The organism is Streptomyces sp. PCS3-D2, assembly GCF_000612545.2.
Taxonomy (GTDB): Bacteria; Actinomycetota; Actinomycetes; order Streptomycetales; family Streptomycetaceae; genus Streptomyces.
In genome coordinates this window covers 6,967,289-6,981,940 of the sequence record NZ_CP097800.1, presented here as the reverse complement: position 1 = coordinate 6,981,940, position 14,652 = coordinate 6,967,289, and the positions used below count along the sequence as shown (strand labels likewise).

The 14,652-nt window shown below is 73.9% G+C and carries 13 protein-coding genes and 1 pseudogene; 5 read left to right on the top strand and 9 right to left on the bottom strand.

Going from position 1 to position 14,652, the window contains the following annotated elements; all coding sequences use genetic code 11:
- Positions 1-5: 5 nt before the first annotated feature.
- A complete protein-coding gene (locus tag AW27_RS31270) occupies positions 6-1,217 on the top strand; it encodes an FAD-dependent monooxygenase (RefSeq protein ID WP_052030616.1) in 1,212 nt (403 codons plus the stop codon).
- A gap of 39 nt (positions 1,218-1,256) precedes the next feature.
- Entirely contained in the window at positions 1,257-1,706 is a 450-nt protein-coding gene (locus tag AW27_RS31265; protein ID WP_236647646.1) for a nitroreductase family deazaflavin-dependent oxidoreductase, read from the top strand.
- A 101-nt stretch (positions 1,707-1,807) separates the two neighbouring features.
- Here AW27_RS31265 and AW27_RS31260 read toward each other — a convergent pair whose 3' ends face one another.
- The 3 genes from AW27_RS31260 to AW27_RS31250 are packed head-to-tail and all read right to left on the bottom strand — an operon-like array spanning position 1,808 to position 6,422.
- On the bottom strand, positions 1,808-3,382 hold the full coding sequence (locus tag AW27_RS31260; protein WP_037921938.1) for a phytoene desaturase family protein: 1,575 nt from the start codon (positions 3,380-3,382) through the stop codon (positions 1,808-1,810).
- On the bottom strand, positions 3,379-5,472 hold the full coding sequence (locus AW27_RS31255; protein ID WP_052030613.1) for a serine/threonine-protein kinase: 2,094 nt from the start codon (positions 5,470-5,472) through the stop codon (positions 3,379-3,381). Before AW27_RS31255 ends, AW27_RS31260 begins: the two co-directional genes overlap by 4 nt.
- A 26-nt stretch (positions 5,473-5,498) precedes the next feature.
- Positions 5,499-6,422 (bottom strand): oxygenase MpaB family protein, encoded by a 924-nt coding sequence (locus tag AW27_RS31250; RefSeq protein ID WP_052030611.1) that lies wholly within the window; start codon positions 6,420-6,422, stop codon positions 5,499-5,501.
- Between the two features lie 98 nt (positions 6,423-6,520).
- Between AW27_RS31250 and AW27_RS31245 the strand changes: the two genes are divergently transcribed.
- Positions 6,521-6,913 carry a TOBE domain-containing protein gene (locus tag AW27_RS31245; RefSeq protein WP_037921935.1) on the top strand — a complete coding sequence of 131 codons (393 nt, stop codon included), beginning with the start codon at positions 6,521-6,523 and terminating at the stop codon, positions 6,911-6,913.
- Positions 6,914-7,104: 191 nt separating this feature from the next.
- Here the strand turns inward: AW27_RS31245 and AW27_RS31240 are convergent, their stop codons facing one another.
- On the bottom strand, positions 7,105-8,295 hold the full coding sequence (locus AW27_RS31240; RefSeq protein ID WP_037921932.1) for an acyl-CoA dehydrogenase family protein: 1,191 nt from the start codon (positions 8,293-8,295) through the stop codon (positions 7,105-7,107).
- A 150-nt stretch (positions 8,296-8,445) separates the two neighbouring features.
- Between AW27_RS31240 and AW27_RS31235 the strand changes: the two are divergent.
- Positions 8,446-8,999 (top strand): annotated as a pseudogene (locus AW27_RS31235) (DinB family protein).
- Between the two features lie 33 nt (positions 9,000-9,032).
- Here AW27_RS31235 and AW27_RS31230 read toward each other — a convergent pair.
- From AW27_RS31230 to AW27_RS31220, 3 genes are read right to left on the bottom strand one after another with little or no spacing between them, the layout of a single operon-like run.
- Positions 9,033-9,596: a hypothetical protein gene (locus tag AW27_RS31230; RefSeq protein ID WP_037921929.1), complete on the bottom strand. Its 564-nt coding sequence runs from the start codon at positions 9,594-9,596 to the stop codon at positions 9,033-9,035.
- A 19-nt stretch (positions 9,597-9,615) separates the two neighbouring features.
- Positions 9,616-10,452, bottom strand: a complete 837-nt coding sequence (locus AW27_RS31225) for a class II fructose-bisphosphate aldolase (RefSeq protein ID WP_037921926.1) — start codon at positions 10,450-10,452, stop codon at positions 9,616-9,618.
- On the bottom strand, positions 10,449-11,351 hold the full coding sequence (locus AW27_RS31220; RefSeq protein WP_037921924.1) for an SIS domain-containing protein: 903 nt from the start codon (positions 11,349-11,351) through the stop codon (positions 10,449-10,451). Before AW27_RS31220 ends, AW27_RS31225 begins: the two co-directional genes overlap by 4 nt.
- Positions 11,352-11,508: 157 nt before the next feature.
- On the opposite strand from AW27_RS31220, the gene AW27_RS31215 reads away from it, so the two are divergent.
- On the top strand, positions 11,509-12,288 hold the full coding sequence (locus AW27_RS31215; protein ID WP_037921921.1) for a DeoR/GlpR family DNA-binding transcription regulator: 780 nt from the start codon (positions 11,509-11,511) through the stop codon (positions 12,286-12,288).
- An 84-nt stretch (positions 12,289-12,372) separates the two neighbouring features.
- Here AW27_RS31215 and AW27_RS31210 read toward each other — a convergent pair whose 3' ends face one another.
- Both AW27_RS31210 and AW27_RS31205 read right to left on the bottom strand, forming a co-directional pair.
- Positions 12,373-13,287 carry a LysR family transcriptional regulator gene (locus AW27_RS31210; RefSeq protein ID WP_037921917.1) on the bottom strand — a complete coding sequence of 305 codons (915 nt, stop codon included), beginning with the start codon at positions 13,285-13,287 and terminating at the stop codon, positions 12,373-12,375.
- A 30-nt stretch (positions 13,288-13,317) separates the two neighbouring features.
- Positions 13,318-14,535 carry a glycine C-acetyltransferase gene (locus AW27_RS31205; RefSeq protein WP_037921914.1) on the bottom strand — a complete coding sequence of 406 codons (1,218 nt, stop codon included), beginning with the start codon at positions 14,533-14,535 and terminating at the stop codon, positions 13,318-13,320.
- Positions 14,536-14,652: the final 117 nt, after the last annotated feature.

Sequence of the window (14,652 nt, the reverse complement as noted above, 5' to 3'; positions counted from 1 at the left end):
CCGCCATGTCTGCAGTTCAGCGTCACGCGGTCGTCGCAGGTGCGGGGATCGGCGGACTCACCGCGGCTCTGGCACTGCACCGCACCGGATGGCGGGTGACCGTGTGCGAGCGGGCACCCGGGCCGGCCGTCGTCGGCGCGGGAATCGTCCTCGCCCCGGGCGCCCTGCGCGCCTTCGCCGCCATCGGCTTCGACGTCTCCGGCGCGGTGGGGCGCGCCCTGCCGACCGCGATGGGCCTGCGCCGCCCCGACGGCCGCTGGCTGACCCGCACCGACACCGCGGTCCTCGCCGCCCGCTACGGCGGCCCGCCGCTCGCCGTGCACCGCTCGGCCCTCACCCACGCCCTGACCGCCGCGCTGCCCGCCGGGACGGTCCGCTACGGGGCGGAGGTCACCACCGTGGACGGCGCCGACACCTTCCCGGTGGTCCGCACCGCGGCCGGCGACCTCGGCGGCTCCGCCGACCTCGTGGTCGCCGCGGACGGCATCCACAGCCCGCTGCGCCGCCGGTACTTCCCGAACCACCCGGGCCTGCGCCATAGCGGGGAGACCGCCTGGCGGACCGTCCTGCCGGCCGCCGCGAGCCCGGCCGGGGCGGCCACCGCCGAGACCTGGGGCCGCGGCGAACGCTTCGGCGTGGTCCCGCTCGCCGACGGGAGCACTTACGTCTACGCGACCGCCCTCGCGCCCGAGGGCCACCGTCCCGCCGACATCCGCGCCGAACTGATGCGCCGCTTCGGCAGCTGGCACGACCCGGTGCCGGCCCTGCTGGCGCGGATCGACCCGGCGGCCGTGCTCCAGCACGACCTCTACGATCTGGCGGCCCCGCTCCCCCGCTTCCACCGCGGGCGTCTGGCCTGGATCGGCGACGCCGCCCATGCCATGACCCCCAATCTGGGTCAGGGCGGTTGCCAGGCCGTCGAGGACGCGGTCGTCCTCGCCCACCTGTTGGACGGGGCCGGGACCGGCGGCGTTCCGGCGGCCCTGGCCGCCTACAGCGCCGCGCGCTGCGCCCGGACCGACGCCATCCGCCGCCGGGCCCGCCGCGCGGGCCGGATCGCCGCCCTCACCCACCCCCTCGCCGCGGCCCTGCGCGACCTCGCTGTCCGCGCCACCCCGGCCGCGGTGGCGCACCGGGCGATGGACGGCCTCTTCGACGGGTTCACTCTTCCGGCCCGACGGGAGGGCGCACCCACAGGCGCCGATGCTCGTTGGTGAGGTTCGTTGACCGTTCGACCTGAAGGCAGGCGACACCCCGTGACGACCGGAATCGACTGGGACCACCCGACCGACCCGCGGGCCGGAAGCTGGCAGCTGGAACACGTCCAGCAGTACGTGGGCTCCGGCGGCACCGAGGGCCACTACTGGAACGGCACCCAGACCCTCCTGCTCACCACCGTCGGCCGGGTGTCCGGCAACGCGGTGCGCACGCCGCTCATCTACGGACAGGCCGACGGCCGCTACCTGCTCGTCGCCTCCAAGGGCGGCGCCGACGAGCACCCCCTGTGGTTCCGCAACCTGAGCGCGAACCCGGAGGTCCGCATCCAGGTCGGCCCGCAGATCCTGCGGGGCACGGCGCGCACGGCGAACGCCGAGGAGCGCGCCGCGTACTGGCCTCTGATGGTGGGGCACTGGCCCGCCTACGACGAGTACCAGGCCAAGACCGACCGGGAGATCCCCATCGTGGTGATCGAGCCCGCCGAGTAGCCGCGCCGGCGGACCCGTCCGGGCCCGCCGTGTCACCCCGTCCGCGGGCGGGCCGGCACGTGCCCCGCGGGCTCGGCCGGACCCGGCCGGACCCGGCCGGGCTACGCGCGCTCCAGCACCGCCATCGCGGCGTTGTGGCCGGGGATCCCGCTCACGCCGCCGCCACGGACCGCGCCCGCGCCGCACAGCAGGACGTTGCGGTGGGCCGTCTGCACGCCCCACCGGCCGCCGCCCTCGTCCGCGTAGGGCCAGGACAAGTCGCGATGGAAGATGTGCCCGCCGGGCAGCCGCAGATCCCGCTCCAGGTCCAGCGGGGTCTTCGCCTCGATGCAGGGGCGGCCGTCCGCGTCGAAGGCCAGGCAGTCGATGAGCGGCTCGGCCAGGTGCGCGTCGAGCTGCGCGAGGGTGGCGGTCAGCAGCACCTCGCGGGCCTGCTGGTTGTCGTGCCCGAACAGCCGGGCCGGCGTGTGCAGGCCGAAGAGGGTGAGCGTCTGGTAGCCCTGCTCGACCAGTTCCGGACCGAGGATCGTCGGGTCGGCCAGCGAGTGGCAGTAGATCTCCGAGGGCGGCACGGACGGCAGTTCCCCGGCCGCGGCCTCGGCGTGGGCCCGGGCGAGCTGTTCGTACCCCTCGGCGATGTGGAAGGTCCCGCCGAAGGCCTCGCGCGGGTCGACGGTGGTGTCCCGTAGCCGGGGCAGCCGTCGCAGCAGCATGTTGACCTTGAGCTGGGCACCCTCCGGGGCCGTCGCCGGGTCCTCGGCCGGTACCTCACCGAGGAGTTCGGACAGCGCCTGCGGCGAGGCGTTCACCAGCACCGTCCGGCCCACGACCCGGCCCTCGCCGGCCGCGGTACGGAACACCACTTCGGCGGGTCCGGCCCCGTCCGTGTCGATCCGCAGCACCTCGTGCCCGGTGGCGATCTCGGCGCCGGCCTTCGTCGCGGCAGCCGCCAGCGCGTCCGTCAGGGCACCCATGCCGCCGACCGGCACGTCCCAGTCACCGGTCCCGCCTCCGATGACGTGGTAGAGGAAGCACCGGTTCTGGACCAGCGAGGGGTCGTGCGCGTCCGCGAAGGTGCCGATGAGGCCGTCGGTCAGAACCACCCCGCGGACCAGGTCGTCGTCGAAGTGGCGCTCCACGGCCTGTCCCAGCGGCTCCTCGAACAGCATCCGCCAGGCGGCCTCGTCGTCGATCCGGGCCCGCAGCTCCGCCCGGGTGGGCAGCGGCTCGGTCAGGGTCGGGAACACCTTCCGGGCCACCCGGCCGGTGGTGGCGTAGAACGCCCGCCAGCTCTCGTACTCCCGGTCGGAGCCGGTCAGCCGGGCGAAGGAGGCCCGGGTGCGCTCCTCGCCCCCGCCGACGAGCAGTCCGCCGGGCCGCCCGTCGCGCTCGGTCGGCGTGTACGAGGAGACGGTGCGTCGGCGTACCGCGAAGCTCAGCTCCAGATCGCGAACGATCTTGTCGGGCAGCAGGGAGACCAGGTAGGAGTAGCGCGAGAGGCGGGCGTCGACGCCGACGAACGGTCTGCTGGAAATCGCCGCACCGCCGGTGACGCCGAGCCGCTCCAGTACCAGCACCGAGCGGCCCGCCCGCGCCAGGTAGCCGGCGGCCACCAGGCCGTTGTGCCCGCCGCCCACGATCACGTCGTCGTACACGTCCCGCCCGAAGCTCGTCATGGCTCTTGGTAGCACACCTGGCCGAGGCGCTCCAGACAGTGGGCCTCGTCGGCGTGGGCCAGCACCGTCTCGGGGTGCTCGTCACCGAGCGATCGCTCCCGGATGCCGGACAGGTCCCGGTAGATCGGGAGGGCCTCGTCCCAGCGGCCCAGCCGGCCCAGGCCGACGGCCAGTTCCCGGCGGCTGACCAGGGTGTCCGCATGCTCGGCGCCGAGCACCCGGGCGCGGACGGCGGCCACCTGGCGTGCCTCGGCCACCGCCTGCTCCCAGCGGTCCAGGCGGCCCAGGTTGACACCGAGGACGTGCCGGGCGCGCAGCGTCTCCGGGTCCGTCGCCCCGTAGGCCCGGGTGCGGTCGCGGACCAGGGCACTGAAGAGGTCGAGCGCCTGGGCGCTGCTGCCGGTGCGGCCCAGCGCGATGCCGACTTCGTAGCGCGCGGCCAGGGTGTCGGGATGGTCGCGGCCGAGGACCCGTTCCCGTGCGGCGGCGACCTCGCGGAAGCCGGCCAGCGCCTCCTGCCAGCGGTCCAGGCGGCCGAGCACGTACGCCACCTCGTAGCGGGTCAGCAGGGTGTCCGCGTGCTCGGCGCCCAGGACGGCCGCCCGGTCCGCGGCGACCGCGACGGCCGTGGTGTGGGCCTCCGCGTACCGGCCCAGGGCACGCAGGGCGCAGGCCAGGTTGTGCCGGCAGCGCAGCGTGTCGGGGTGCAGTTGGCCCGTGGTTCGCTCACGGGCGACGAGCACCGCGCGGTAGGTGTCGTGCGCCTCCTGGTGGCGGCCGAGCCGGCCCATCTCGTACGCGGCCTCCTGCCGGGCGGCGAGGGTGTCGGGGTGGTCCGGCCCGAGCACCCGGGCGCGCCCGTCGGCCACGGCCGCGTACACCGAGAGCGCCTCCTCGGGGCGGCCCGCGCGACTGAGGGCATGGGCGCGGGCGTGTCCGGCCGTGAGGGCGTCCGGGCCGGTCTCGCGCGGCCCGGCCGGACGCGGGAACCCGTACGCCACGGTGAGGCGCGGGTCCTCGGCGGGCGCCGGACGCACGATGGTGGCGGGCGGCTCCCCGCCGGGGCGCGGCCCGGGATGTTCGCCACCGGGGCGCGCGGCCGTCCAGGAGCCGGTGAGCACGGCCCATGCACCACTCGCCGGACGGGCTTCGATGCCGGCCTTGCGGCCGGCGGTCATGCCGTGGGCCCAGGCCGGCAGCGGGGCGGGCACGCCGGGAAGCCCGCCGGGGCCGAGCCGGGACCCGACGAGCCTGCGGTGGACGTGGCGGGCGTCCTGCGGGCGCTCCTCGGGAGACTTGGCCAGCAGGTCCAGGACCACCTGCTCGAAGTAGGCGGGCAGCTCGGGGCGGTGCTCGCGCAGCGGTACGGGCGCGGTGTCGCGGTGGCCGATGAGCACCGACCAGGAGTCGCCGAGGTCGAAGGGCGGTGCGCCGGTGGCGATCTCGTACAGGACGCAGCCGAGGGAGTAGAGGTCACTGCGGTGGTCGACCTCACCGCCCGCGATCTGCTCGGGCGACATGTAGTGCGGAGTGCCCATGGCCATGCCGCCGCCGGTGAGCTTGGCGGTGAAGCCGATGTCGTGCGCGAGGCGCGCGATGCCGAAGTCGCAGATCTTCACGGTGCCGTCGACAAGCCGCATGATGTTGGCCGGTTTCAGGTCGCGGTGGACGACACCCTGGTCGTGGGTGTACCCGAGGGCGGCGGCCATCTGTTCGGCGACGTCGACGACCACGTCGACGGGGAGCGGGCGGGTCCCGTTGTCCTCCATGAGCTGGCTCAGGTTGCGGCCTTCGAGCAGTTCCATCACGAGGTAGAGCGGGCCGCCCGCGGCGCTGTCGTCGCCGAAGTCGTGAACCACCGTGACGCCGCGGTGCTGGAGGGACGCGGCCACGCGGGCCTCGCGCCGGAAGCGCTCCCGCAGCACCTGTGTGAAGTGGGCGTCCTGATCGGCGCCGATCGGCTTGAGGCACTTCACGGCGACATGCCGGCCCAGCGACTCGTCCCGGGCTCGCCATACCTCGCCCATGCCGCCGCGCCCGATCAGATCGAGCGACCGGTACCGGCCCTGGATCAGTCTGGACTCCGCCATGTCTTAAAGTCGCCCCCGTTGTCGCGCTACGCCCTCCCCGGCCGGTCCAGTATGGACGCTGGTGTACGCAGTGTGTACGGAGAGGGGCGGCTCCCGGGGCCCATGCGACGCATCGCTTTCAAGATGTGACCTGGAGGCAGCTTCCACCGTAGACCTGCGGGAATGCTGCGCAGCACGCGCCCGGTGAGGCGCAGGCGCCGGGTGACGCTACGCGGGGAGGGAGCGGGCCGCCCGTACAGCTGGTGCGCCCAGCGGGGAAGGGAGCCGTACGCGAGTCCGGCGAGCGGACGCCACAGCAGATTTCGGCCAGGTACCAGGAGGGGATGGACGGGCGGGCCGCGCAGGAAGTCGTCCACGGCGCGGGCGTCGGGACCGGCGGCGAGCTCGGGGCGGACCCGGTCGAAGTAGGCGGCGAGCTGGGCGGTGTCGGCGGGGACGTCGGCCGGGTCGAGGCCGACGAGCCGTGCGTTGACGCGGTTCTCGTCGACGTAGCGGTCGGCCTGGCCGGAAGTGAGCGCAATACCCGATCGGCGCAGGACATGCAGGAAGCTCTCGATCTGTGCGCAGTGGATCCACAGCAGCAGCTCGGGGTCGTCGACGGGGAAGGTGCGGCCGGTGGCCGGGTCAGTGGCGGACAGCCTGCGGTGGATGGCACGGACCCGGCCCCCGGCACGCTCGGCGGCCTCGGTGGTGCCGTAGGTGACGGTGCCGACGAAGTCGGCGGTGCGCAGCAGCCGGCCCCAGGCGTCGCTCCGGAAGTCGGAGTTCTCCATGACGCCCCGGACGGCGCGCGGGTGGAGGGCCTGGAGGTAGAGGGCGCGGACCCCGGCGATCCACATCATCGGGTCACCGTGGCACTGCCAGGTGACGGACGCCGGGCCGTAGAGCCCCGGGTCGGCGCCGGACCCCGTCCCGGGGCGGAACCCGGGTCCGGTAGCGGTGTCGCCCATACCGTACCTCCCCGTCGCAGGCGCCCGGTGCATCCAGCGTACCGAGGCGGACGCCCGCCGAAACAGCCGTCGGAGCGGTCGGCGCATAGGGTTGCACGGTGCATCTCTACACCATCGGCGAGGCCGCCCAACTGCTCCGTGTCAGCACCGACACCGCCCGGCGCTGGGCGGATGCGGGGCGCTTCCCGACCCGGCGGGACGGTGCCCGGCGCATGGTCGAGGGCGTGGACCTGGCCGCCTTCTGCGCGGAGCTCGCCCGGGAGCCGGCCGAGGACGGCGCAGAGGTCGCGACGTCCGTGCGCAACGCGCTGCCCGGTATCGTCACCGCGGTGACGCTCGGCGAGGTTGCGGCCCAGGTCGAGATCCAGGCGGGTCCGCACCGGGTGGTCTCCCTGCTGACGCGCGAGGCGGTCGAGGAGCTCGGACTCGCCGTCGGCGTGCGGGCCGTCGCCCGTGTGAAGTCCACCAGCGTCCACATCGGCAGGGACTGAGGCGGGCGTCGAGGCCGGGCCGGGTCCACCGTGCGTCGAGTCGGGCACGGTCACGGCCTCCCGGGTCGGCCGGCGCCCCGCGCTCCATGCCCGTGCCCACGGCCACGGCCACGGCCACCGTGACGCGCTACCGCCGGCCGCAGCTACCGTTCCGCCGGGCCCGGAGGCCCTGTCTCCGCCTGGCCGGGGCTTCAGCGCCGGACGCGGGGCATGCCCAGGCCGATCCACGAGATGATCTCGCGCTGGATCTCGTTGTTGCCGCCGCCGAAGGTGAAGATGACCGCGCTGCGGTAGCCGCGTTCGAGCTCGCCGTGGAGGACGGCGCCGGCCGAACCGTCCTTGAGGGGGCCGGCGGCGCCGACGACCTCCATCAGCCAGGCGTACGCGTCACGGCGGGCCTCCGAGCCGTACACCTTGACCGCGGAGGCGTCCTGCGGGGTGAGGGTGCCGGCCTCGACCGCGTTCACCATCTGCCAGTTGAGCAGCTTCATCGCGTCGAGGCGGGCGTGGGTGCGGGCGAGCCGCCCGCGGACCCAGGACAGGTCGATGACCCGGCGGCCGTCGGCGAGCTTCGCCGACGCGGCCCAGCGCTGGACGTCGTGCAGGGCCCTGATGGCCATGGTGCCGTGTGCGGCCAGGGTGACGCGCTCGTGGTTGAGCTGGTTGGTGATCAGGCGCCAGCCCTTGTTCTCCCGGCCGACGCGGCGGGAGGCGGGGACGCGGATGTCCTCGTAGTAGCTGGCCGTGGTGTCGTGGGACGCGAGGGTGTTGATGAGGGTGCAGGAGTAGCCGGGGTCCGAGGTCGGGACGAGCAGCATGGTGATGCCCTGGTGCGCGGGGGCGTCCGGATCGGTGCGGACGGCGAGCCAGACCCAGTCGGCGGTGTCGCCGTTGGTGGTCCAGATCTTCTGCCCGTTGACGACGTAGGTGCCGGTCTCCTCGTCGCCCTCGCGCACGGCCTTGCACCTGAGCGCTGCGAGGTCGGTGCCGGCATCGGGCTCGCTGTAGCCGATGGCGAAGTCGATCTCCCCGGCGAGGATCCCGGGGAGGAAGTAGGCCTTCTGCTCGTCCGTGCCGAACTGCATGAGGGTGGGACCGACCGTGTTGAGAGCCATCAGGGGAAGCGGTACGACGGCCTGGGCGGCCTCGTCGAAGAAGATGAACTGGTCCATCGGGGTCATCCCGCGGCCCCCGTACTCCTTCGGCCAGCCGACACCCAGCCAGCCGTCGGCACCGAGCCTGCGGATGGTGTCCCGGTAGAACCGCTTCTGGGCGGCCGGATCCTCGTAGCGGGCGTAGACGTCCTCGGGGACCAGCTCGGCGAAGTAGGCGCGCAGCTCTGTGCGCAACTGCTGCTGCTCAGGCGTGTATTCGAGGTGCACGGCCCCTCCGGGAATCTCGCGGTCCAGCCGGTTCGCCGTGATGGCGTGATGGCCTGATGGCGTGTGGCGGCGGTCAGATTAGAACCTGTTGCAAGAATTCGGAAGGACCCGCGTACCGGCCGTCCGGCTCCGGCGGCCATACGCTCGACCATGACGGCGCCACGCAGCAGAGCGGAATTCTTCGTCGACCCCGAGCGCGACCACCGCTTCGCAAGCCCCGCGACCGGCGAGGAACGGCCCATGCCGGCGGCCTCCTGGCGGACCATCGGACGACCCTGGAGTTGAATTGCGCCGGCCTGGACGACGAGTTGGCTCGGCGTTCGGCGGAACCGTCCACCCTCTCCTTGCCGGGACTGGTCCGGCACATGGCCGATGTGGAGCGCCGCTGGTTCCGGAAGGTCCTGGCCGGTCAGGACGCCCCGCCCCGCTTCTCCTCACCCGACGACCCGGACGGTGACTTCGACGGCGCCCTGGCCGACGACCCCGCCGCGGTCGAGGAGGCCTGGGAGGTCTGGCGCCGCGAAGTGGCCTTCGCGGAACGCTTCGTCGCCGAGGCGCCCCACCTCGACGTCGAGGCCGACGACGCGTGGCGGGGCCGGGTGTCCCTGCGCTGGGTCCTGATCCACATGGTCGAGGAGTACGCCCGGCACAACGGCCACGCGGACCTGCTGCGCGAGCGGATCGACGGGGCCGTGGGGCTCTGACCCCCAGCCGTCCGCCCGTCGGGGTTCGGGCGCTCAGGTGCGGAGGTACAGGAGACCGAAGCGGACGAGGTCCAGGCCCGCGTCGAAGAGGTACTCCCCCGACGGACTCCCCTCCGCCTCCGCACGGTTGGCGTATGCGTCGAACCGCGGGCTGTGCTGCCAGGCCGCACCGGCCGGCGCGTACGGGACCAGCTCGGCGGGCAGCGCGGACGGCGTGGCCGCGGGCGTGAAGGCGTACTCCGCCCTGCCCGTGATCGCCGCCGCCCCGCCGGCCGCCAGGCGGGCGACGCCGACCAGGCGGATCCGCGAGTCGGGGCCCGGGACGGTCCGGCTCTCGGCCGAACCGGGCTCCTCGTCGATGTCGTAGCCGAGCCAGTGCGCATCGCCCAGCGTCCCCACGGAGGGGCCGAAGCGCGCGTTCAGGGGTTCCAGGTCGGTGCGCACCTGGAACCCGGGCCGGGCCGGCCCGGGCCGCATCACGTAGGCCGTACCGGCGCCCACGGCCAGCAGCGGGACTCCGGCGATCAGCAGGAAGCGCCTGCGGCTGGTGCGTCCCCGCTGCGCCGGCCGTCCCGGCCGACCCCGCTGTTCGTCCACGACGGCCCTCCGGTTCCGCTCAGTTCAGGGCGCCGATCATAGCCGCGGCCGTCGCCGCCATCGCCGCGCGGGCCGCCGTCAGGTACGGCCGGGGATCCGCCGGGGTCAGATGGGTGCGGATGGCTTCGGTCATGGCCAGGTTCAGCGCGGTGCCGATGTTGACCTTGCGGATGCCGCCTGCGACGGCCGCCGCCAGCTCGGAGTCCGGCAGTCCGGACGAGCCGTGCAAGACGAGCGGTACGTCCACCGTCTTGGCCAGCCTGGCCAGCAGGGCGTGGTCGAGAGCCGCGGTCCGGCTGGTCATCGCATGGCTGCTGCCGATGGCGACGGCCAGTGCGTCGACCCCGGAGTCGGCCACGAACCGCCGCGCCTCGTCGGGATCGGTACGGGCACCGGGTGCGTGCGGGTCCAGCGGCGCGGCGCCGTTCTTGCCGCCGACCTCGCCCAGTTCGGCCTCGATCCACAGCCCGTTGGCGTGCGCCCAGTCGGCCGCCGAGCGGGTGGCCTCCAGGTTCTCGGCGTACGGGAGCTGCGCCGCGTCGTACATCACCGAGCTGTATCCCGCGTCGCAGGCCTGCCGCAGCAGCTCGGGGCTCTTGACGTGGTCGAGGTGCAGGCCGACCGGGACCGCGGCGGCCTCCGCGCAGGCGATGGCGGCCTTGGAGATCGGCAGCAGCCGCCCGTCGCGGAACTTCACCGCGTTCTCGCTGAGTTGCAGGATGACTGGCAGTCCGGCCGCTTCGGCGCCGGCGACGACCGCTTCGGCGTGCTCCAGCGTGATGATGTTGAAGGCCGCGACGGCACGGCCCGCGACGGCCGCGTCCCGGACGAGCTCGCCCGCGCAGACGAGGGTCATCGGACCGCCTCCTCGCCGGTGCCGAGGATCACCGAGCGCGTCAGGTTGCGCGGCGCGTCGGGATCCAGCCCGCGCCGGAGGGCCACGGCGAGGGCGAGGCGGTGCACGCGGACCAACTCGGCGAGCGGGTCCAGCCGCCCGGCCACCCACTGGCCGCCGGTCCCGCGCACCTGCTCGGCGAGGCCCTCGGGGGCCTCGTCGAGCGACCAGGTGGCGGTGCCGGGCCCGGAGATGCTGACCGGCCCGTGCCGGTACTCCATCGCCGGGTACGACTCGGCCCAGGCGAGCGCGGCCTCGCGCATCTTCAGGGCCGCCTCGTGTGCGAGTCCGACGCTCCACCCGCGGCCGAGAAAGGTGAACTGCCCCCGGTCGTCGAGCTCCGCGGGAAGCGGTTCGCCGAGGGCGGTGCGGGCGTCGGCGACGGCCTGCGGACGGTGCAGCCCGAGGTGGGCGCGCAGCAGCGTGAGGGCGGTGGTCGCGAACCGGGTCTGCACGACGGACCGTTCGTCGGCGAAGTCGAGGACGACGAGCTCGTCCGCGAGCGTCATCACCGGGGTCGCGGGATCGCCGATGACGGCGGTCGTGGGCACGCCCGTGTCGCGCAGCGCGGCCAGCAGCTCCAGCACCTCGGTGGTGGTGCCGGAGCGGGTGAGCGCGACGACCCGGTCGTAGCGGCGGTGACGCGGGAACTCCGAGGCGGGGAAGGCATCGGTCTCCCCCTGGCCCGACTCTTCGCGCAACACGGCGGCCGACTGGGCCATGTAGTACGAGGTGCCGCATCCGATGATCGCGGTACGCTCCCCCGGCTGCGGCAGCACCGCCCGCCGGGCCGGGGCCAGTTCGGCGGCCCGTGCCCAGCACGTCGGCTGCGTGCCCAACTCGTGCGCGATGTGACTCATACAGGCTCCCTCGTGCGAAAGGTGGGTCTGAATGCGTTTTCCTGCAAGATATCTGGCAGTTTCGCGCAACTTCAAGCAAACACGGGGTGTTCGACTGGGTTAGTGTCGCCGGGTGGCCCGTCGGGGGCCACGGGACGAGCGCGGAAGGGGGCGACCGATGACCCGCAAGGAGCGCTGGCAGGCGCTGCTGGACCTGTTGGTGGAACGGGGCGAGCTGGAGGTGGACCCGGCCGCCGAGGCCCTCGGGGTGTCCGCGGCGACCATCCGCCGAGACCTCGACCAGCTCGCCGAGCAGCAACTGCTGGTCCGCACCCGTGGCGGGGCCGTGCTGCACGGGGTCAGCTACGAACTCCCCCTGCGCTACCGGACGTCACGGCGCGCTGCCGAGAAGAGCCGGATCAGCGAGGCCGTGGCGGCGCTGGTCGCCCCGGGCGAGGTGATCGGCCTGACGGGCGGCACCACGACCACGGAGGTGGCGCGCGCCCTGGCCGGACGACCGGACCTGGCCCAGGGCTCGCCTGCGCTCACCGTGGTGACCAACGCCCTCAACATCGCGGGCGAACTGGTGATCCGGCCGCAGTTCAAGATCGTACTGACGGGTGGCGTCGCACGCCCGCAGTCGTACGAGCTGACGGGGCCGCTCGCCGAAGAGGTGCTCGGGCAGCTCTCGGTGGACACCGCGGTACTCGGCGTGGACGGCTTCGACCCACGGGACGGTGCGGCCACCCGGCACGAGGACGAGGCCTCGATCAACCGCCTCCTGTGCGAGCGCGCCCGCCGGGTGGTCGTGGCTGCGGACTCCAGCAAACTGGGCGTCCGCGCCTTTGCCCGCATCTGCCCGACCTCGGCGGTGGACGTCCTGGTGACGGACACCGGCCTCGCCCCACCACTGGCCCGGGCCTTCACCGCGGAGGGCGTCGAGGTGGTCACGGTGTGAACGGCGGTCGTGGGCGGGACGGGAGGCAGGGCGGGAGGTAGGGGCGGGATCCGGGGGCAAACCGCCTCCGAAGCCTGCGCCCCCTCAGTGGGCCGGCAGGCGTTCCGACTCGCGGACCAGGGCTGCCAGGACCGGGGCGATCAACGGGTGGGTCTCGGCCCCGCGGCGGGTGGCTGCGAACACCCGGCGGGTGGCGGCCGGCCCGCTGACCGGGCGGACCTGGACCTCCTTGAGGTCCATGCCCCGCAGTGCCGAGCGCGGTACGAGAGCCACCCCGGCCCCGGCGCCGACGAGCGCGGTCACCGCCCGGAAGTCGTCGGAGGAGTGCGCGAACCTCGGCTGGAAGCCGGCCAGTTCGCAGGCGAGCAGGGTCACGTCATGGCACGGGTTGCCGGGGTACTGGCCCACCCAGTCCGAGTCGGACAGGTCCGCGAGCGACACCGTCGGCAGGTCGGCCAGCGGATGTCCCGAGGGGAGGACCGCGTCGAAGGGCTCCGCGTACAGCGGGAGGACGGAGAGCCGGCCGTCGTCGGCACCCGGCGCGCCCCGGTATTCCACCGCGAGGGCCAGGTCCGCCTCGCCGTCCAGGAGCAGCGGCAGGCTCTGGTCGCCCTCCGCGTCGCGCACCCGCAGCCTGATCCCCGGCCGCTCCAGGGCGAGCCGGGCGATCGCCGGGGCGAGTACCTCCGCGATGCCCGTGGCGAAGGCGGCCACGGTGACCTCGCCGGCCGCACCGCCCGCGTAGGCCGCGAGTTCGGCCTCCGCCCGCTCCAGCTGCGCCAGCACCTCGTGGGCGTGGCCGAGCAGGATCTCCCCCGCTGCGGTCAGCCGGACGCCCCGCCCGCTGCGGGTGAGCAGCGCGTGGCCCGTTTCCTGTTCCAGCGCCGCGAGCTGCTGGGAGACGGCGGAGGGGGTGAGGTACAGGGCTGCGGCCGCGGCGGTCACCGTACGGTGGTCCGCCACGGCCCGCAGGATGCGCAGCCGGCGGGGGTCGATCACCCCACCATTGTCTCAGGATGCTGAGGTCACTCAGGCCCCGGTGGTCCCCAGCGCCGCACGGGCGTCGACGAAGGCGGCCACCGCGCGCTCGACGTCCGCCGTGGAGTGGGCCGCCGACAGCTGGACGCGGATACGCGCCGCGCCCATCGGCACCACAGGGTAGGAGAAGCCGATCACGTAGACCCCCCGTTCCAGGAGCAGCTCGGCCATACGGCCGGCCTCCGCCGCGTCGCCGATCATCACGGGGGCGATGGCGTGGTCGCCCGGCAGGATCTCGAAGCCGGCCTCGGTCATCCTGGCGCGGAAGAGCGCGGTGTTCGCGGCGAGGCGCTCGCGCAGGTCGCCGGCCGACTCCAGCAGGTCGAGGACCTTGAGGGAGGCCGCCGCGATGACCGGGGCGAGGGAGTTGGAGAAGAGGTACGGGCGCGAGCGCTGGCGCAGCAGCTCGACGATCTCCGCGCGCGCGGCGACGTAGCCGCCGGAGGCGCCGCCGAGGGCCTTGCCCAGGGTGCCGGTGATGATGTCGACGCGGTCCATGACGCCGTGCAGCTCGGGAGTGCCGCGGCCGCCCGGACCGACGAAGCCGACCGCGTGGGAGTCGTCGACCATCACCATGGCTTCGTAGCGCTCGGCGAGGTCGCAGATCTCCTGGAGCGGGGCGACGTAGCCGTCCATGGAGAAGACGCCGTCGGTGACGATCAGCTTGCGGCGGGCGCCGCCCTCGGCGGCCTCCTTCAGGCGGGCCTCGAGCTCGGCCATGTCGCGGTTGGCGTAGCGGAACCGGCGGGCCTTGGAGAGGCGGATGCCGTCGATGATGGAGGCGTGGTTGAGGGCGTCGGAGATCACCGCGTCCTCGGCGCCCAGGAGGGTCTCGAAGACGCCGCCGTTGGCGTCGAAGCAGGAGGAGTAGAGGATCGTGTCCTCCTGGCCGAGGAAGGCCGAGAGGCGGGCCTCGAGCTCCTTGTGGACCTCCTGGGTGCCGCAGATGAAGCGCACGGAGGCCATGCCGTAGCCCCAGCGGTCCAGTGCGTCCTTCGCCGCGGCGACGACCTCGGGGTGGTCGGCCAGCCCCAGGTAGTTGTTGGCGCAGAAGTTGAGCACCTCGCCGGCAGCGCCCCCGGCGCCGCCCGAGGTGACGGCGACGGCCGCGCTCTGGGGGGTGCCGATGACGCGCTCGGGCTTGTGCAGACCGGCGGAGCGGATCTCGTCGAGGGTGGTGCGGAGGTCGTCGCGTACGGTCTCGAACATGCTGCGTTCTCCTTGTGCGGCGCGGAGGGGGGCCGGGCCCCGCGGAGGGGGGAGGGTGTGCGGGGCCCGGCCGGGGGGAGAGGGTTCGTGGGGGAAGAGGGCGGTCGGGGCAGAACC